17 protein-coding genes are annotated in these 18,033 nt (G+C 55.7%); 7 read left to right on the top strand and 10 right to left on the bottom strand.

Features of this window, described 5'->3' with window-relative positions:
* Positions 1 to 29: 29 nt before the first annotated feature.
* The 6 genes from QOL82_RS20295 to QOL82_RS20270 all read right to left on the bottom strand — a co-directional run bounded on the left by QOL82_RS20295 (position 30) and on the right by QOL82_RS20270 (position 4,766).
* The gene (locus QOL82_RS20295; RefSeq protein ID WP_283444127.1) at positions 30 to 1,961 is read right to left on the bottom strand and encodes a helicase-related protein; all 1,932 of its coding nucleotides are present in this window, start codon (positions 1,959 to 1,961) and stop codon (positions 30 to 32) included.
* Between the two features lie 111 nt (positions 1,962 to 2,072).
* On the bottom strand, positions 2,073 to 2,444 hold the full coding sequence (locus tag QOL82_RS20290; protein ID WP_283444126.1) for a hypothetical protein: 372 nt from the start codon (positions 2,442 to 2,444) through the stop codon (positions 2,073 to 2,075).
* Positions 2,445 to 2,641: 197 nt separating this feature from the next.
* Positions 2,642 to 3,256, bottom strand: a complete 615-nt coding sequence (locus tag QOL82_RS20285; RefSeq protein ID WP_283444125.1) for a hypothetical protein — start codon at positions 3,254 to 3,256, stop codon at positions 2,642 to 2,644.
* Between the two features lie 195 nt (positions 3,257 to 3,451).
* Positions 3,452 to 3,799 (bottom strand): hypothetical protein, encoded by a 348-nt coding sequence (locus tag QOL82_RS20280; protein ID WP_283444124.1) that lies wholly within the window; start codon positions 3,797 to 3,799, stop codon positions 3,452 to 3,454.
* Positions 3,800 to 3,853: 54 nt separating this feature from the next.
* On the bottom strand, positions 3,854 to 4,354 hold the full coding sequence (locus QOL82_RS20275; RefSeq protein WP_283444123.1) for a hypothetical protein: 501 nt from the start codon (positions 4,352 to 4,354) through the stop codon (positions 3,854 to 3,856).
* A gap of 4 nt (positions 4,355 to 4,358) precedes the next feature.
* Positions 4,359 to 4,766, bottom strand: coding sequence for a metal-dependent hydrolase (locus QOL82_RS20270; RefSeq protein WP_228527047.1), 408 nt, complete (start codon positions 4,764 to 4,766; stop codon positions 4,359 to 4,361).
* A gap of 86 nt (positions 4,767 to 4,852) precedes the next feature.
* On the opposite strand from QOL82_RS20270, the gene QOL82_RS20265 reads away from it, so the two are divergent.
* The 3 genes from QOL82_RS20265 to QOL82_RS20255 are packed head-to-tail and all read left to right on the top strand — an operon-like array spanning position 4,853 to position 8,111.
* Entirely contained in the window at positions 4,853 to 5,272 is a 420-nt protein-coding gene (locus QOL82_RS20265) for a hypothetical protein (RefSeq protein ID WP_283444122.1), read from the top strand.
* The gene (locus tag QOL82_RS20260; RefSeq protein ID WP_283444121.1) at positions 5,269 to 6,450 is read left to right on the top strand and encodes a hypothetical protein; all 1,182 of its coding nucleotides are present in this window, start codon (positions 5,269 to 5,271) and stop codon (positions 6,448 to 6,450) included. The genes QOL82_RS20265 and QOL82_RS20260 overlap by 4 nt, the downstream gene beginning before the upstream one ends.
* Entirely contained in the window at positions 6,447 to 8,111 is a 1,665-nt protein-coding gene (locus QOL82_RS20255) for a conjugal transfer protein TraN (protein WP_283444120.1), read from the top strand. The genes QOL82_RS20260 and QOL82_RS20255 overlap by 4 nt, the downstream gene beginning before the upstream one ends.
* 55 nt (positions 8,112 to 8,166) lie before the next feature.
* On the opposite strand, the gene QOL82_RS20250 is transcribed toward QOL82_RS20255, so the two are convergent.
* A complete protein-coding gene (locus tag QOL82_RS20250) occupies positions 8,167 to 9,051 on the bottom strand; it encodes a tetratricopeptide repeat protein (protein ID WP_283444119.1) in 885 nt (294 codons plus the stop codon).
* A 53-nt stretch (positions 9,052 to 9,104) separates the two neighbouring features.
* Here QOL82_RS20250 and QOL82_RS20245 point away from each other — a divergent pair, with 53 nt between their 5' ends.
* Genes QOL82_RS20245 through QOL82_RS20230 form a run of 4 tightly spaced genes read left to right on the top strand, consistent with a single transcriptional unit; the run spans position 9,105 to position 11,962 of the window.
* Positions 9,105 to 9,527 carry a lytic transglycosylase domain-containing protein gene (locus QOL82_RS20245; RefSeq protein ID WP_283444118.1) on the top strand — a complete coding sequence of 141 codons (423 nt, stop codon included), beginning with the start codon at positions 9,105 to 9,107 and terminating at the stop codon, positions 9,525 to 9,527.
* A 2-nt stretch (positions 9,528 to 9,529) separates the two neighbouring features.
* Entirely contained in the window at positions 9,530 to 9,805 is a 276-nt protein-coding gene (locus QOL82_RS20240; RefSeq protein WP_283444117.1) for a hypothetical protein, read from the top strand.
* The gene (locus tag QOL82_RS20235; RefSeq protein ID WP_283444116.1) at positions 9,802 to 11,469 is read left to right on the top strand and encodes a GspE/PulE family protein; all 1,668 of its coding nucleotides are present in this window, start codon (positions 9,802 to 9,804) and stop codon (positions 11,467 to 11,469) included. Before QOL82_RS20240 ends, QOL82_RS20235 begins: the two co-directional genes overlap by 4 nt.
* Complete coding sequence (locus tag QOL82_RS20230) at positions 11,435 to 11,962, top strand: thioredoxin domain-containing protein (RefSeq protein ID WP_283444191.1); 528 nt, start codon at positions 11,435 to 11,437, stop codon at positions 11,960 to 11,962. The genes QOL82_RS20235 and QOL82_RS20230 overlap by 35 nt, the downstream gene beginning before the upstream one ends.
* A 180-nt stretch (positions 11,963 to 12,142) precedes the next feature.
* Here QOL82_RS20230 and QOL82_RS20225 read toward each other — a convergent pair whose 3' ends face one another.
* From QOL82_RS20225 to traF, 3 genes are read right to left on the bottom strand one after another with little or no spacing between them, the layout of a single operon-like run.
* Positions 12,143 to 15,610 carry a conjugal transfer protein TraG N-terminal domain-containing protein gene (locus QOL82_RS20225; RefSeq protein ID WP_283444115.1) on the bottom strand — a complete coding sequence of 1,156 codons (3,468 nt, stop codon included), beginning with the start codon at positions 15,608 to 15,610 and terminating at the stop codon, positions 12,143 to 12,145.
* A gap of 9 nt (positions 15,611 to 15,619) precedes the next feature.
* Positions 15,620 to 17,071 (bottom strand): conjugal transfer protein TraH, encoded by a 1,452-nt coding sequence (locus QOL82_RS20220; protein WP_283444114.1) that lies wholly within the window; start codon positions 17,069 to 17,071, stop codon positions 15,620 to 15,622.
* Between the two features lie 22 nt (positions 17,072 to 17,093).
* Complete coding sequence (gene traF, locus QOL82_RS20215; protein WP_283444113.1) at positions 17,094 to 18,023, bottom strand: conjugal transfer protein TraF; 930 nt, start codon at positions 18,021 to 18,023, stop codon at positions 17,094 to 17,096.
* Positions 18,024 to 18,033 lie beyond the last annotated feature (10 nt).

Here is an 18,033-nt window from a genome sequence, read left to right as displayed (position 1 = left end):
GCTCTCAGCCAGTATTCTTCAGTTCAAACTCATGCGGCCAGCGCCGGCGCCGGCTGCGCTTCTTTGATCAGCGCCTTATTACCCGCCTCAATGTCGTGGCGGCTTAGCTCAATCCCCCAGAACAGAATCCGGGTCGAACCTGTTTGCTCGCCGCTATCGCCGTCGACGTTCCCGAATCCCCGCAGATCAGCGTCACGTTCGGCCAGGGTGAATCCATCCAGGCATTCCACCATCAGCTGCAGGCGCTCCTGCGCTGTTTCTTCCACATCCTCCGGCGTGTACATGAAAAAGTAGCCCTTGCCGCCCTTGCGGGCCAGTCGGCCTCGGAGTTGATGCATCTGGGACGTACCGAACCGTTCAGGATGAACGACAACCACCGCGCGCAGCGACGGCAGTGTTATGCCAACCTCGATGACCGTGGAACTGATGAGGACGTCGAGCGAACCTGCTTTCATCTGTTCGATGACCGCGGTTTTTTCGTCACTGGACAGTTTCCCGTGCAGCATGCCTACTCGACCTGTCATCTTGGAGCGGAAGCGGTCGAAAGCGGCTTCGACTGAAGCACGCGCTCCATCACCCTTGTCTTCTGCGAGTGGATAGACAACGGCGACCTGGCCGCCCTTGCTTACCACCGTATTGACGAACTCAAACAACCTTGCCCGGTCAGCCTTGGGCACCACACGGGAAATGATGTCCTTCTTCACCGGACATTCGCGGAGAACCGATAGGGCCATGCCGCCGAACTGGACAAGCGCAATCGTCCTAGGAATGGCTGTTGCGGTCGCTTCCAGGAAGTTGGTATGGTCAGACAACAGCGCCTGTTTCTGGCCCACGCTCATTTTCTGCTGCTCGTCAATGATGACCAGGTCAAACACCAGCCCATGCTTGGCTGCTTGCGCCAGTACTGCCGTGGTGCCGACAATGATCCCCTCGCCTATTTTGGAACCGGATACCACTTCGGTCACTGGCACATCGGGGAAAAAGCCGCGCATCTCATTGGCGATCTGAGGCACGAGCAGCTGATTGGGTGCGATGATGGCTACCTTGGCGCCAGCAGAAAATGCGGCCACGGCGGGGATCATGAACGTCAGGGATTTGCCTGTGCCCACATCGCCGGAAAGAAGCCGACACATCGGGAACGGCGAACGCAGGTCAGAGATGATCTCGCCGATCGCCGTGTGCTGGTCCGACGTCAAGGGAAATGGTACACGGCCGATCAGGTCCGTGACGGCTTGCCGGTTGATCGGGATGAGTGAGCCGGAAACCGGGAAGCGAGCCTGATTGCGTTCGGCTCGGTTAAGGATCGCCTTAATCGACAAGCGTTTGGCAAGCACAAGCGCCCGCTCGGCCAGGACAAGCGATGTCGGCTGGTGCAGGTGGCGCAGCAGATCGACCGGGTCGTTCAGACCGGTAAATGCCCGGAAATCCGACTCGCGCATGCCCAGCTGCTCGAGGAGCAGGCAGGCAGCCATATCCATCTGGGGCAGAGCCCTTGCAACCGCATCGGAAACAGAGGACGCCTTGACCTGTCCCGGCTTGCCAACATAGACCGGGCAGATGCGTCCTTGCTGGTCGCGAGGAATCAACTCAGGGGAGTTGATCTGGCGACGGCCCTTCCAAGTAACGACTTCCGCATAAATATGCAGGGAGTCGCCCGGCATCAGGTTCCGCCAGTCCTTCGCCGTGCCAAATACCGTAATGGTGATGCCTTCGCCGCGGCCGTCGACGGCACGCATGTTGAGGCGGTGGGTCTGGTCCCAGTCACTGGTTCCCTGCCCGTTCTTGTCAAACATTACCTGCTCGGTGAGTGTCAGAACCAGGTAGTGCTTTTGCTGCTGGTCCGGAATGGGCAGGATATAAAGCGGATCAAGAAAGTCCCGGTATTCCTTGGGCGCACAGAGGAGACACTCGGGAACCGAAGTGAAACCTAAGCGAGTGAGCCGGCCGAGACTGTCAGACATGATGAATGGAAAACGTTGCGGTATTGCATTATATTTGATAACAGGAAAATATAATACTAAGATATGATAAAAAAACCCCGATTGGCCATGGCCGGATCGGGGGGTGCAGCTTCAGGCAGGCGCCAGATGCTGCAGGGTTTCGGGAAGAAATTCCGCGAGGGTGCGGGGCTTTCGCCTGCGGGGATGAATCAGTTCATCCCATTTCATGGCTTTCGCTGCCTTCCATAGCGCGATGTCTTCTTCGAACGTATGGACTTCTGATACACGCTCCCAGCAGACGCGGCGATGTGAGCCGAAATCCCAATACACCGGGATCACGTTATCCAGGCGGCCTTCTGTCTTGGCTTTCAAGGCAACGCCCATGACCTCGCCGGCATGAGGATTATCGGCTGGGAATTGCGGGGTATTGGCCCATGCGCGGGGATCGGTGAAGTCAATGACCTGGCCCCCGATGGGTTTGCCCCAGTTGTCCGGATGGCTCATGCGATTGGGCCAGCGCTTGGCCCCGACCCAAGTTCCTACTCTGTACATTTTGCATCTCCTGAAATGGTGGATGCCGGGCTTTTGCGTAAGCCTGGCGATCAGGAAATGCGAAACATGGAGCGACAAAAGGAGATTGGATTGTGCAATCCAAAGTGAGATGGGAAAAAAACGGCCCCGGTGATGAATCGGGGCCGCTCTTAGTTTGCAGACGCCGTCTTGGCTTCTTCCGCGTTGGTAATTGCAGGCTGTACTTCTGCCTTTTCTTCGGCCGGCTTCACTTCCGATGCGCTATCAACTGGTTTTTTAACCTGATGAGGGGCGCGGCGAGCAATCCAATCCGGCGATTCCTCCTTGGTTACATTTGAGCCTTTGTAATAGGTCATCTTCGGCGAAGCAACGATGGATAGCCGTGCTCCAACTTTGTCGTAGCCTGCGGACTTCGCCTGATTTTTAGTCCGAACGACCTTCAACTGCTCGCCTGTATCAAGCTGAATGCCGAGCATATAACCATCTATAACCTTGGTGGACTTGTGTACCACCGCATCGGCAACTATAGCTACAACAGAGCCAATAACTGCTCCGGTAAAACTTCCGCCGCTAAGTGCAGCGCCGGCCTGGGCCATGGTATGGTCATTTAACTGGGTGTAATCAACTTGAGACATATCGACTGGCTCCAGTGATACAACTGTACCGTAAGACAGAGTTGAATCCTCTGAAATTGTCGTTACAGGATAGTCACAGAGTATGCAAGCTGACGCCTGAGCAGAAATTGCAAGGGTGATCGCTGCGATAAAAATTTGAAATGCTTTCATTTGATTTTCCTGAAGATGCCAACAGACCGTTCTCTTGACTCACGGTGATGATTTACAGAAACATATAATACCGGACGTATTGAAAGAAAGAAACAAAAAATGCAAAGGCTGCTGCCGTTTAACATCAGAAAATTACTTCCTTGACAACCTACTAAGAAAAATCCCTGCAGCACAAGGCGGCAGGGATCGGGTACGTTAGATAAACAGATCGGCAAACAGATCTGGCGTGTGGGAGGCTTTCGCGTTCAATACTGGCGACGGTACGGTTTTAACGGAAGCTGGAGCCGCCTGAATCAACATCGGGATGCTCGACGTCATCGAGTCGGTGCTGGGCAAGACAGCCTCCTTAATGGCGGCCCCTTTCATACCCAGGCTCGAAAACGCCACGCATTCACGCTGCCAATCCGGATTGTGGAAAACTGCTTCCATACTGCGACCTGCCTGCTGGCGCTTCATGCACCACACAAAGCCGGTCATGTTCTCGACGGTGCTTGGCGTGCTGTGCTCGCAAGAACCACACGTCTTTACCAAAGCTGCGTTCATCAAAATTCTCCATAGTTGAGGCACTCACGTTGGCCTTATGGAGGGGGATGACTTTCACGGAATTGGAAAATAGAGCCATGCAATATAGCCAACTGCGCCGAGGTAGATCGGCCAGGACTGCAATGAAATGCGCCAGTCTGTCGAGGATGGCCAGCAGCTGATCAGTACCGATGCGAGCGCAATCCAGACCGGTGGATCAATCCAAAGGAATGTCCATCCTCCCATAGTTCGCCAATAAGCCACCGCAGCGGCCAGAGGCAAACCGAACAAGGGAGCAATGGCGAGCGGGAGTGCGTTGTACCAGGTGATATTGGAAAAACAGACCGACCCAAGCTCCATGGTTCCCTGCTGCCCAAGTCGCGGGATCACAGACATGCCAACCGGCCTTGCACCGAGGATGGCGCCGGTGACCAGATGCAGCGTCTCATGCACGAAGACGCCGAAAAACATGAACGCGGCACACAGTCGAAAGCTGCGGCATTTTATGCGCACAAAAAGGGCCAGCAGCAAAGGTGGAATCAGATAATACAAAATTGGCAACTGCTTCCACCACATTCTCTTACCGCCTGTATCGTTTTGGTTGCTTGCGTCGTTTGTAGGGATGAAAGACAGGCACGCCCATTGGTGTGCGGGCATCCATGAGCACATGGGTCAACCCGCTCAAGGTGAACCCTGCTGCGATACACCAGATAAACGTCCCGTCCGCCACTGCGTGCCACATGGTCCAGATGGTAGCCGCTATCCACGCCATCATCCAGTGCGTGATGGTCCTGTGGGGGATAAGCGAGTAGCGCGTACCCCACCAGGCCCATCCCGAGATCTCCATCCAGTCAGGTGAACTCGATCCCCAGACGCAGCCGCAAGCCAGAAGCAGCAGCTGCCAGGGCGTAAAGACGTCACGCGCGAGATAAACGGATGCCGCTGCAACCAGCACGCCTACGGCAAAGTGCGCTCCTTTTGAACTCAATTTCTTGCTTTCTATCTATTTTTGCATACAAACGCATAACAGGTAGATATACTAGAGGCGTATCCCAAAATCATCAAGGTTAATCAATGAGCAGAAGAAGAAAGTCACGCTATGGCGTCATGGCTGCAACAGCCATCATGGCTCTTGTCGTATTTGCGCCGGCGCATGCGGCCGACAGCAAGGCCATTGTCCTTGCCGCACTCGGGGATGGCGTCTTTACGGGCACGATGACAGGCGGTATCGCAGACAAGTTCAAGACCATTACGCGATCGGCCAGTCCGGTCCAGGCTAAGGTCGTGTTGCTCAAGCGGTTCAAGGACGTTGGATGCGGTCGCCTGAAATTCACCCTTGGCCAGGACAATGTTCCCGGCCCGGACGGCTCTTCCCGGCCCTTTGAAACCACGTTCGAGATGAATGTCTGTGCCGACGGCTCATATCCATCAGATGGCGTTGACCTTGCTCAGTTTCCCGTCGCGCCCCAGCCTTCTGCAAAGGATCTCAAATGAAGTACTTACACCTTGCAGCCGGACTTGTTGCTGCTTGCCTTATTGCGAGTGTGCAGGCGGCAGGTCCGGCATTCGATCCCGCGCAGCTGACTTCGAAGCATGATGCGGGGATTGACTTCGCTAAAAGCCAGTTGGGCAAATCCGCGGCAAATGTGAACCAAACCAATGCCAAAAACACGCCCTTCTACAATCCCAGCCCCAAGCAGTCGGCAGGATTCGTTTCGACCGATATTTTCGGGATCGGCTCGTCGCGCATTACCGAATGCAAGACGGAGGCAAAAGGCACGGACAAGGTAGCCAATCAGGAGTGCGAGGCGGTTAATTTCCTGGCCAAGAATCCGGACAATCGGAAGCGGTTTCAGCTTTCGTCAAACGATCCTGCAGTTCTTGCCGGCCGTTCAGCGATCAACAACGCAAAGAAGGACATGTTCTCGGACAATGGCTGCGTGCTGAAGACGACTACGACACCAAGCCAGTATCGGATCGAATCCTGCAACGAATATAACCCGGTCTCCGCAATGAATTGCGTCATGGGGCGAGAGGTCGTTGTCAACAGCGCTTCCAATTTCATGTGCGACGTCACGCTCAATGCACTGGAGCAGGTGAACTGCAACCGGGGTGTGTCTCCCGTGTTTGCTTCCTATCCCCAGTCATGGTCGGTTAATCGCGGCTCCGAGGTGCCGGAATGGAGCACAAGAACGTTCGATATGAGCATCAATATTGACGGTGTTCCGGACCAATTTACGCTGGACAGTTACACGGTAGACAATTACGGACAGCTCTGGATCAATGACAACCTGGTATACCAAAATATCGTTCCGTCGCTCAATGGCGATCTACGGTATAGCTACTTTGCCACGACAACGCAAGAATGGTGTGGGGACTTGTGGGGCGACGGTGGGTATGCCTGTCAAATGCAAACCACCACCGGCTTTTTCTTCAGAGACGGCAGGCCATCGTCTTACGGCGATGACAACTGTAACGCCGGTTGCCACGGCCTAAATCCCAACATCAATGTGACGCCCTACCTGCGGCAAGGCTATAACAAAATCGAATTGGTATGCATAAACGCCAAGGCTGTTGGTCCCTGTGCAGTCTCACTTTCAGGCAGCCGGAAAGCGATTGTGGGCACGACCGTATCTGATGGTTGTCAAGCATTGCGGCAGAGGACACTATGAGAGCAAAGCACATCATCCTGGCACTCATAGTTACGATGGCAAACGTTGCGTATGCTGGAGATTGCCGGCAAACCGCGTCGGTCTGTGTGGACACCACACCAGAGAAAAATATTGGCGGCACGATCGTCACGCTGGCTGACGTCGGAGGGTGCTGGAACTATCAGGACACCTACGAGTGCGTCAAGCCGAATTCTGTGGACTACTGTGCCGCGATCAGGAATACCCCGGGGTGCTATCAAACCTCGGCCCAGGTTAAAAGCTACGCATTTAATGGCGCGGTGATCGATCAAACCTTCACCTACCGTTGCAATGATATTAATACAGCAACTCCGCCCAACACGGTACGGCTGGACGGGACATACACGGTGGTCAAGGATGAATTCAATCATACCCAATGTGCACCGCAGGAGAGTAATGTCCATTGCCAATTGGCCGCTCATACCTGTACTCAAGGCCCGGAAACAAGAGTAATCAACGGCCTGCCCGTCTACAAAGACTGCTGGGAGTACAAGGACGACTACTCATGCCTGATGCCGTCGAAAAACGATGACTGCCAGGATCTCAGGAACAAGGGATGCACCCAAGTAGACTCGACCTGTCTGACGCAGGACCCGAACGGTTTTGGGTGCACCATGAAGCAAATTTCGTATAGCTGCCTTACTCGCAAAGGCGAAACAAGAACTGAAGAGGACTGCAGCGTGCGCCAAGTGTGCCAGAACGGGACTTGTTGGGACACTTCTTCGCCAAACGATACGGATTTCGCCCAAGCAGTCGCCATGCAGGAAGCAATGCGGGAAGCAGGGAAATATGATCCTGATGCCTCCAATTTATTCAGGGGAATCGCACAAGGCTGCACGAAAGGCTACGTAGGCTTGAAAAACTGTTGTAAGACAGATACCGCAACTGGTCAGGACAACAACAGTGTCATGACACAAATGCTGATGGACGCCGGAAAGTCAGGTGCTGGCGAAGTGGCGAACCTGGGAAGCAAATATGCATATGATTTTCTTTACAGCGACACCGGCTGGCTTGGCTCTGGCAGCTCATGCGTGTCGACACTGTTTGAGCCAACCAACTTTACAGCTTCCTTCGGCGCGTACGGTTTTAGCGTCGGCGCAGCTGGAGGGGCCGCTCCGACGTTCTTGGGGACCGCTGCTTCTGAATTGGGCGGGTCCTTCATGGGTATGCAAATGTATTTCAACCCTTATGCGCTTGCCTTCGCCATAGCCATGCAAATCGTCATGGAGATGATTAAATGTGAACCGGAGGAACAAAAGCTGGGCATGGCAAGGGGAGCAAATTTGTGTACTTATGTCGGATCGTATTGCTCTTCCAAGGTGCTGGGTGGCTGTGTCGAAACCAAACAGAATTATTGCTGCTTCAACAGCAAGCTGTCCCGGATCATCAATGAGCAGGGCCGCCCGCAGCTGGGGCGCACTTGGGGTACTGCTAAAGATCCTGACTGCCGGGGATTCACCGCCGACGAGTTCGGCCAGATGGACTGGTCGAAAATAGACATGGGCGAGTTTGTCACTGACATCATGTCGTCCGTCCAGATTCCCAATGCAGATGAAATTAGCAAACGGATGACAGACAATTTGAATACCAGGACCACCAATAATCCGACGGTCAATAATCCGATCTTACCTGCAGTGAAATAGGCTGGAAAAAGAAAACCGGGCCTCGCCCGGTTTTTTTACGTCTCTTACCCACCTTCTAGCCGAACACTTCGTAGATCGTGTTCTTGTAGTCGACCTTCTGGCTGTCTCCATGCGCCGCAAGCCAGTTGTTGGCAAAGGCCGTCGCTTCCCTGCTCTCAGCAGCTTCCAGATTGAAAGCAGCAACGGCACCAGCCCCGGCCTTGTCCTTGTTCTTGCCCGTGTAAATCATCCACCAGGCCGCAGCCATGATTGGATTTTTATCCGCGCCAAGGCCTTGTTCATAGATTTTGGACAGGAGCGCCGGCGAATTGGGCTCGGAAGCCTGTGCAGCCTTCATCAGCCACGCATAGGACTCCTTGTAGCTCTTCTTCTCAAACAGCATTCGACCGATCAGATAGAAGCCGATGACATTTCCCCGGTTGGATGCTTCGTTGGCCCACTTCCACGCCTCATCCCGGTCGCCCTTGGCAAGCGCATGCAGCGCCAGCCTTACCTGGGCCTGCTGTACGCCGGCGCCGGTCGCCGCCTCCTTGAAAAAGCCATAGGCGCGTTCTTCATTCTTCGTGACACCGCGGCCGAAAAAATACAGGACGCCGACGTTGTACCTGGCCAGCGGATAGGACTTCGCGGATGCGACGAAATAATTGAACGCTGCAGCACTGTCTTTTTTGACGCCCTTGCCGTTATCGAGCATCCAACCGGCGAAGTTCTGTGCAGTCGCATTGCCTTGCTGCGCCAGAGAGAAAATCTCCCCGACTGCCGCCTTGCTGCCGGCGCGGTAGGCGCTCCAGGCACGCAGGACTTCCGTGCTTTCCTTGGCGCTGCCCAGCACCGCCATCATTTTGTCGGCCATGCCGGCAGCTTCCTGCGCCGCTGCAAAGGGACTTGCGAGCAGGCCAAGCGCCAGCATGGCGCGTCGTCGTTTGCTAAAAAAATACATATTGGATACCGGTTGGATATAAATACCTGTGTTGTTTCTGTATAATAACACGGATGAATACCCGAACTGTATGTGCTTTTGCCTTGATGGCAGCATTCTCCCTCAGCGCCCATGCCTTTTGCTTCGATGAAGCGGCGAGCCGCTACAAGGTCGACAAGTCATTGTTGATGGCCATTGCAAAGACCGAATCTTCTTATCGGGCCAATGCGGTGAATGTCAACAGCAACGGCAGCGAAGATATCGGCCTCATGCAGATCAACGACAGTTGGCTGCCCACGCTGCGAAAGTGGGGAATCGACCGCTCGCGGCTTTTCGATCCCTGCACGAACGTCAATGTGGGTGCATGGGTGCTCGCCAATAACTTTGTTCGGCATGGCCGCACCTGGAAGGCTGTCGGTGCCTATAACGCACGCTCGACGGACAAACAGGAGGTGTACGCCATGAAGGTCTGGAAAAACCTTAACTTAGGAAATTAACTGTGAAAACAATCATCGGGGGCGCAGCTTCCGCGCTGGCTATCGGGTTTGCCCTGTACGTCGTGGCCTCGCCCGACTCCTGCACGCGCGTTGACCGTGGCGCAGCGCCGGTTCGCATCGCTATGGATGGCATTCGCTGGGCCGGCCACAACTGGCTCAGCACCGATGCACGGCTTGAAATGCTGAAATACAGCATCCATGCCGACTCCGGCACGCAGCGCTTCCTCTCGCAGCAGTTCTACGGTCAGCCGAACGTGTGCAAGGCAGAAAACACATGATCAAGGAACCAGACCTTTTTATCGCCATCGGTCACACCGACCGTGATGCGACGCGCCAGTTGAACGAACTATTCCATGACGCGGCCAGGCGGCGTGTCTCTGACGTGCACCTCCTGTTTCAGGAAGGGCGTTGCCAGATTTGCTTTCGCGCCGGCGGCGTTCTGGAGGAAGTCGTTGTGGTCGATGCCCAGACAGCCAAGCAGTACGACGAAAAGATCCGGGCCCGATCGCAGATGTCACAGGCGGACCGGCACCGCTCGCTCGATGGCAGGATGCGGCTGCGCTATGTTGACCGTAGCATCGATGTGCGTGTTTCGGTGATTCCGGTGGTCGGCGGCCAGAAGATCGTGTGCCGCCTACTCGACCAGGCGAATGCCGCCATGGACATGAATTCGATTCGCATGACGTCGATGACCCGCTATTACCTCGAAGAGCTGATCGAGGAGCCGCAGGGCCTGCTTTTGGTATGCGGTCCGACCGGTTCGGGCAAAACCACCACGCTCTATGGCCTGCTGGGCGCACTGAACGATGGCAAGCGCAACCTGATGACGATTGAAAATCCCGTGGAATATGTGATCCCGGGCATCGGCCAGGTCAACATCGACCAGCATGTGTCGTTTCCGGATGCGCTGAGGGCGATATTGCGGCAGGACCCCGACGTCATCCTGGTGGGTGAGATTCGTGATGCGGAGACCGCCAAGATCGCTGTGAGCGCGGCTAATACGGGCCACCTGGTGCTGTCCACCCTGCACGCAAATAACTCGGCGCTGGCGCTGACGCGATTGATTGAACTGGGTGTGGACCCGCAAACGCTGGCTGCCGCGCTTCGTGGAGTGCTGGCGCAGCGTCTTGTTCCAACGATTGATGAGCACGACGGCTTCGAATGGGAGTTTCCGACCGAATTCGATGGCGCATGGCTCGGACTTCACGGCATCGATGCGCAGGGATTGTGCTTCCCAAAATTGGACCGGGGGCAGCAGTTTACCGGCAAGACCCCGGTCATCGAGATGGTCAAGGCGGACAAGGCAGTGCGAGCCGCCATTGTCTCGGGCAGGGGTGAACAGCCCATTTTCAATGCCGCGGCGCGGCAGATGCAGTTCGAAACACTGGCTCAGGCCGGCGTGCGCCTCGCCAATGAAGGCGTCACGACCATGGAGCAGGTCCGAAAAATCGTCGGCCAGGACGCCATTCTTCCCGAAGTCAAACGATTGGGTGAAGTTCTGGTTGCCAGCCGGGCTGCGGAACTGGGCCAGATTACGGCTGCGCTGGACATCCAGGTGCGTCGCTATAAGCAAGGTCGCTTGACCCGGCTGGGCGAAATCCTGATCGAAGAAGGTATTTGTAGCATCCAGCAGGTGGTTGACGCCCTCGGCATGACCGAAGGCGCACCGGACCTGGCCTACTTTTTTGTCGTGCATGCAAAGCTGTCCGACAAGGACCTGAAGGCCACCGTACAGGAATGGAAGACCCAGACAAAACGGGAATCGTTGTTTGGGATGTTACTCAACAAGAATTTAATCACTCAGGAAGATTTGTATGAACCGTCGTTCGTTTCTTGTGCAGGCAGGTGTACTACTTGTGACGCCGGCCGTTGCCAGCGCGCAGAGGAGCGGATCGCCTTCCGTGAAGATGCCGTTTCGGGAAGTGCCGTCGCGGTCGTCTGATGCGAAGAAGGTTTTTTGCTTTTTCTCGTTTACCTGTCCGGTCAGCGCCGGCTACCATGCGTCGATCGCGCAGTGGGGAGAATCCCTGCCGCGCGGCTGGCAACTTGAATTCGTGCCGGTGACGCTTCCTGAACGCGAGACGATCATTGCCTCCCGCGCCTACTTTGCGGCCATGCATGCCGATCCTGCCAAAATTTATGATTTTGTGGGTGCGGCCTATAGCCTCATCCAGCAGCAGGGGATGCGACAGGATGATGCGCAGACCTGGGATCGGGCGGCGAAAATGGCAGGAATTACGCGCTTTGCCGCCGGCTGGCAGAAAGTGTCATCCGGCGCCGTCAAAAAGCCCTATGAGGATCTTCTGGCATACGATGTGTCCGCAACGCCGAGCCTGGCCATTGGCGGGCGCTACGTGATTACGCCGGACGATACGAACGGGGATAAAGATCTATTCATCCAGCTTGCGTCGGCAATGGTTTCAAAAAGCATGTAACTACCGGCCAGCTATCTGCCCTCCAGCAGGACAACTATTCTTGATTAATTAAATCGATAACACAACGCCGTCGTAAACTTTTAAATCACTGCCAGAAATTTACCAATGCAAAAGGCTGCCCGGCGATATACCGGGCAGCCTTTTTGTCTGAACGAGCCGGTTTGCTAGCCGGCTCTTTTGCTATCGTGGCTTGCCCTGCCGGGCCGGCCGCGATGGGCGCGATGGCGAGCCTTGTGCGGGGTTGGCAGAGCCGCCTGGCTGGGGTGCACTGGTACCGGCCGCCGGCGGCTGTCCCTGCTGGGCGGCATTTCCGGCACCTACCGAACCGGGCCCTGGTCCATCGCCTTTCACCGGATTATGGAACCTGTTGGCCACTGCATTGACGGCAAAGCCCCCAAACGCCGCCGCCCCCATCATTTGTTTTTCGGTCCTCATTTCTGCAGGCTTATCGCCCCCAGGAGCCTGCAATTCGGTGCTGTGGCGTTGCGCATCGAGTTTCATTCCTTCGACGATGACCGGGCTGGTGTCGGTAGAGGCGGCCGTCAGCGTTCGAGAGGCATGGTTGCCCGGATTGAACGCGGCATTGACCACCGCGCTTGGCGAGACATCAGCTGATGCCACCGAGCCGGTATGGACTTTGCCGGCCAAGTTCTTGTCTACGTCGCCGACTTTGATTGAACCCGCCGCTTTCGCGGTGACGTTTTCCACTTCCTTGACCTGGCCATGGATCTTCCTGGTATCCGGGCCATGCGGTTGCTCAATTCCCGCATTGGCATCCGATCGGCCTCCGCTGTTGTCGAACAGTTTGAAGTTGGGATCGAGCTTTCGAATAGTCGCCAGATCGGTAAGAAATTCCTTTGTCGGCTCGTTGAAATGGTTCCCCATCTGCCACTTGCCCTTATTTACTTCTTCCTTTCGGGCGGCTTCAAACCCTATGGGATCTTTTTGCTTCCAGTTCTCTACCTGTTTTTGGATATCCGCTACCATTTCCGGACTGCTGTTGAGGCGTTGCACCATCTGTTGGGGATTGACGGTGATCTGCATGGCTTCCCCAGTGCCGGAGGTCGAGGTCTTCATATATGCCTCTTCCGCATTGATGATCCTGGATGCCGCTTCCTGATAGGTATTAGCCAGGGTCTGGCCATTGGCGACGGTGTGGGTTTCCGACTTCGTCTTAGCGTCCGTGTTTGAGTTTGTTGTGCTTGAGCCATGGAAGGTGTTGTAGCCCCAGTTGGCGACAACACCCACGGCGTCCTTCTTTTGTGCAGCCGATGCGGTTTTGAACTGGTCGCTTTCACTTACGGTGAGTTCAGATGCAGCTCGAGCCCCACCCTCAGTATTCTTGCTCAGCAATTCCGTGAGTTGCTTACCATTGGCCTTTTGCAATTTCGAAGGGGCATCTTTTGCTGCGCCGATCACGCTGGATACGCCTTTTGCCAAGCCGTCAGCAGCGCCGCCGGCAATCAGCGCTTTTTTCATGCTGGAGCGGGCAGCCATGCCGGCAACAGCAGTAGCAGGTGCCGCCAGTGCGCCAGCGCCAGTGGCGATCTCTGTCCCTACGGCAATTGCCGTTCCAGCCACCATGGCGCCGTCTGCAATATCGATGGCCACATTTGCGACGTCCTTCCAGGCATTTGTGCGCACGCCTTCGTCGGGCGAGAACAGTTTGGAAGCAAATCCCGCGTCCTGACGGGTAATGTTGTCGATTGCCTTATGCGTTGCTTGTTCTGCCTGCTTTTCGCTGATTTTGCCGCCAAACTTCTTCGCGAGACCGCCAACGAATGCGCCGGTGATCCCCGACGTGAGCGACATTGTGCCTTTTGTCTGTTCAGCAAGGCCCTTGGATTGCTCTTCGCTAAGCGTTATCGCCTTTTCAGAGCCTTTGCTAAACGTTACGCCACCGTCCATGAACTGGACACCACTTTGGGATTGATGCATCTGTTGCGCAGTCTTGGCATAGGCCGTTGCGAACTGGTTCTGTGTCATTACCGATTGCGCACTGCTGACTGACTGGAGCGCAGCGTTGGATTCGCCGACACGCCTCGACAACGAGCTCGCCTCCTGCGATCCGTTGGAGATCTGGAACGACATGGTGTTTTGTTCGCCACCCTCATCAACAAAGCCGCGGGTGAGCCGGTTGACGTTGGCGCTGCCTGAAGCAAAGACGGGTGCGGCTGATTGCACCGGCGGCGTCACCAGGTTCGGGTCGGTGTGGCCCTGTCCGTTCCACTTGTTGGCAAGGCTGCTGAGGGAATAGATCGAACCAGACAAGAGGGCAAGTGAGAGCATCGGTGTGGCCGCGAGCAGGTCCGAGGCCAGTGCAAGCCGGGTGCCGATGATGTCATTGAACGTCGCATCGAATGTGGCCGGCGTCAGAATGCCCGGATGCTTGGCCTGAATGGACATCAGCTTGTCAGCGACATTGTTCTGAATATACATCTGGATGATGGCGGAAAACGGCAGCCAGGAACTGGTCCAGACGCCGAAGCCGAGATACTTGATGTACAGGCCAAGCGAGCCGGCGCCCTTGAACAGGCTGTACAGAATGACAATGGGAGCAAAGCCGAAGAACATCAGCTGGAGAAAGACAATCGCCGGCGTCATCATCTTGGCAAAGAACGTACCGTTCGATACGGCTTCTGCCTTCCATTTTTCAAACGCCTGGTTTAGCGCCATGGTGCAGGTATTGAAGTCCTTCTGGCTACCCACACTATCGAGGCAGCGGAATGTGTCGTTGATGCGATGGTAAAACATCGCGTTGAGCGCGTAAGCGCGCGTATCCTGCTGGCTGCCTGCCACCAGGCCGCCGGTCTGTCCGACATTGGTAATGGCCGACTCCAGATCGCTGAGTTTGTAGAGGCCATTCGGATCGTTCGGATTCTTCTCCTTCAGCCCGGAATTGATCATATCCACGAACTGTGGACTATTGTAGAACTTGGTCGAATCGGTGAGCAGCAGCTGGCCAGCGTTCTGGCACGCCATGGCCGTGCCTGCTGTTGCGTTTGCCGTGTAATAGGTGGTCAACCCGGATGGCCGGGCGTTGTCGACGATATACTTGATTGCATCCTCTGACCGGCCAAATCCGCCCGCCGTATTGGTCAGGTTGAAGGTCGTAGAACCGGGAATGCAGTCGATAATGAACTGGGAAACACTGGCAGCGAGATAGGGCTCGGCCTTGTCTATGCCGCTGCGCAGGGACAAAAGCAGCTTGAGCGGCATAACAAAGCCGGAGGTGGACACACCCATATAGCTGCCGTTAACGGTTTGGAAACTCGTGTTTGCCGTGTCGAACAGCTTGTAGGCACCCGTGGTGAACAGGCTGGCCGGCGCGGCGATGAGCACCGGAACGTTATCGACCTTCACGGTGCTGCCGGTATAGATGTCCTGAACAGTCACGCTGCTGGGGATGGACATGAAAGCGACCATGGCGCCGAACATCAGCGGCGTGGTCACTGGGTGCTGTCCCATCTTGCTGTCGCCGGCCATCTTACCGAGAAGCCCCGCCACGCATGCGACCAGGGCAATCAATCCTGCCGCGAGCTGAGTGGAGAGAATAAAGCCTTTGGACGAGAACACCATGGCGACGCTGTTGATCACCGAGTAAAAGGAAGTGGCGTCGCCCAGCACATAAATCGGAAAATTAACCATGATGATGTCTTACCACTGAGAGGTTTTAGTAAACACTTTGGGATTGCCCTCGATAATCGCCTTGACCATGTCCTTGGATTTCAGGATGCGTTCCTGGTTGCCTTCGGCGGATTTCCTGATTGCTGCTAGTTCGATGGCACGTTCCTTCAGTGCGGCCGGCACAAAGTCCGGCTGAGTGACCTTTACGCCGTCATAGGTGGACCTGGCCGCGCGCAGGGCAGCCTCGCCAAAGCGCACCGCGAGTTCGTCCGCGATCACCGGCGCCATGTCGCGGGCCAGCACGCTCATGGCGCCCGGCTCGGACTGTACTTGCTTGATCAGGCTGAGCACTGGGGAACTGATGGCATTCACAAAGCCAATTTGCGCGGCGGTGAATCCGCAGTTATTTGAGTCGCACGTTGACAGTTTGCCCACAATGGAATTCGCAAAGCTACCCGGAAGACTTTGTCCTTCCTTGTCGCCAAAGAGCATCTGGTTCGTGTAACCAAGCGTGCCAGCGAATGCAAAGTCCCTGCTCTCGAGCACGGTGCATTTTTCACGTTCCTTGCCATCCTGGCAGCGCCATACCTTGACCGACTTGCCCGCCGTGTTTCCATCCTTGAAATCGTAGAGCGTCAAGGACGGTGCAAACGTCGCACCCACATCAACCTTTCGCGATCCATCCGCGTTGGTATCCGTGCCCTGAGCCTTGTTCATGACAACTGCGCCGATCAGGCTCATGATAATTTCATTGTCGCCGGCCATGTCAGTTTGACTGGTACTCGGATTCCCGAGCATCTGCCCAGGATTGGAGTCATTCAGCGCCTTCCAGACCGGATTGCCACAGGCATCGCACCGGCCATTCAGGTTCGCGGTTTTTTCCGTCTCGCCGGGGCTGTCGAACATCTTGGTAATACCGGCCATAAAGTCGCTGAAAACACCGGCCCCTGCCTCGCCGGCCGCAGCGGTATCCTCCGCCAGCTTCTTTCGCGCACTAGGGTCGGCAACCGTCTTGACCACTGAATTTGCGATGGCACAGGTGTTTTTCATGTTTTCGTTAAGCGACTGCACCATGGCCTGGAAGTTTTCCATGAGCTTGCCCAGCTGCGGGTTGATCGCATCGATGGCCGCCTTGAACGCTAGTCCCACCGAATTGGCCGCGATCTGCCGGAAAAGGGCCACAATCTGGTCAGCGTTGATGAAGCTGAAGGAGCCGCCAAACAAGTCGATACCGCCACAGCCGGCTGAAAAACGCGGGGGATCAAAGGCCACGAGGTTGATATTGCGAATCGGCGTGCGCAGGCCCAGCCCACCGCCAATGAAGCCGCCGCGCGTCTGGCTTTCAAATGCGGTTGCGCTAGTGCCGTTGCTGACAAACATGCCGTCCAGCGCATCCTGCAGGCCTGCATGGCTTGCCGGAACGGTGGCAAGCAACACGATTGCCATAAGGGACGCCGTGATTTTTTTCAGATAACTTTTCATGGAGTGGTATCGAGGAGGGAAATTAATAACGGCTCTGGAGCCGCTCTTTGAGCTTTTGAACCCACTGCTTGGGATCGTCACTGCGACCGTCTTGCGTATCTTCGTTTGTCAGGACGCCGCGGTCGTATGCGTTGAGCTTGGTGGAAATGTCCTTGGGCAGGAGCGAGTTACTTTCCGCGGCCAGAAGTATCCTGTCGGCCAGCTGGTCCTGCGCCATCATCCCCTGCGACACGATGTAGAAATTATTGGGCGGCACGACGAGGACCGTGGTTGGCGTAATCTTCAGCTTGAGCTGTTTTGCATGCCCTTTGTCTCGCGAGAACTGCGGTATGTTTGGCAGTCCCTTGCCATCCATGGAAATGAAGTTGGTGAGGATTCCGTACTTTTTGCTGAGTTCAGCAACAGAATTGGCTTGTGGCTGGCAGAACTTGCATTTGGAATCGAAGAACACCCAGAGACCGCCCACGCTGGCAACGTGCTTCAGCGCGACGTCCTTCGCTTCCTGCGTTTCGCGCAAAAAGAACGGCTTGGTATAGGAGGCGATGGGTACCCGGTTGTTTTCATCCAGGAAGGGATCGTTTGCCACCACTTGCCGCGCCTGTTCGGCATAGCGCTGCGACTTGTCCATTGCTACGCGCTGCGCATAAAAATAGGCCTCGACATTTTCCTTTGTCGGGTTGTTGACGGCGGCGTCAAGCAGCTTTGGCATGTTCTCACGCAGCCATTCCACGGAAAACGGTTCCTTTTTCGCAGCCACCGGCTTTGCATGCGCTGGCTTATCGGATGGAACGACAGCAGGCGCTTTTTCCTCAGGCGGCTGATCCTTCGGATCAAGGTACCAGTACCAGCCTTCCGACTTTCGGTCGAAGAAACGACCGGTCCCGCCCTCTTCCTGCGCTATGGCGGGCAGAGCGCATGCAACCAACGCCAAGAGTAAAAGTTTTTTAAGCATAATAAGTAGC

Origin of the sequence: Noviherbaspirillum suwonense (assembly GCF_900182955.1) — a bacterium.
Taxonomy (GTDB): domain Bacteria; phylum Pseudomonadota; class Gammaproteobacteria; order Burkholderiales; family Burkholderiaceae_D; genus Noviherbaspirillum_A; species Noviherbaspirillum_A suwonense.
The sequence above is the reverse complement of the archived record's forward strand: the minus strand, read 5'-3'. Positions and strand labels throughout refer to the sequence as shown.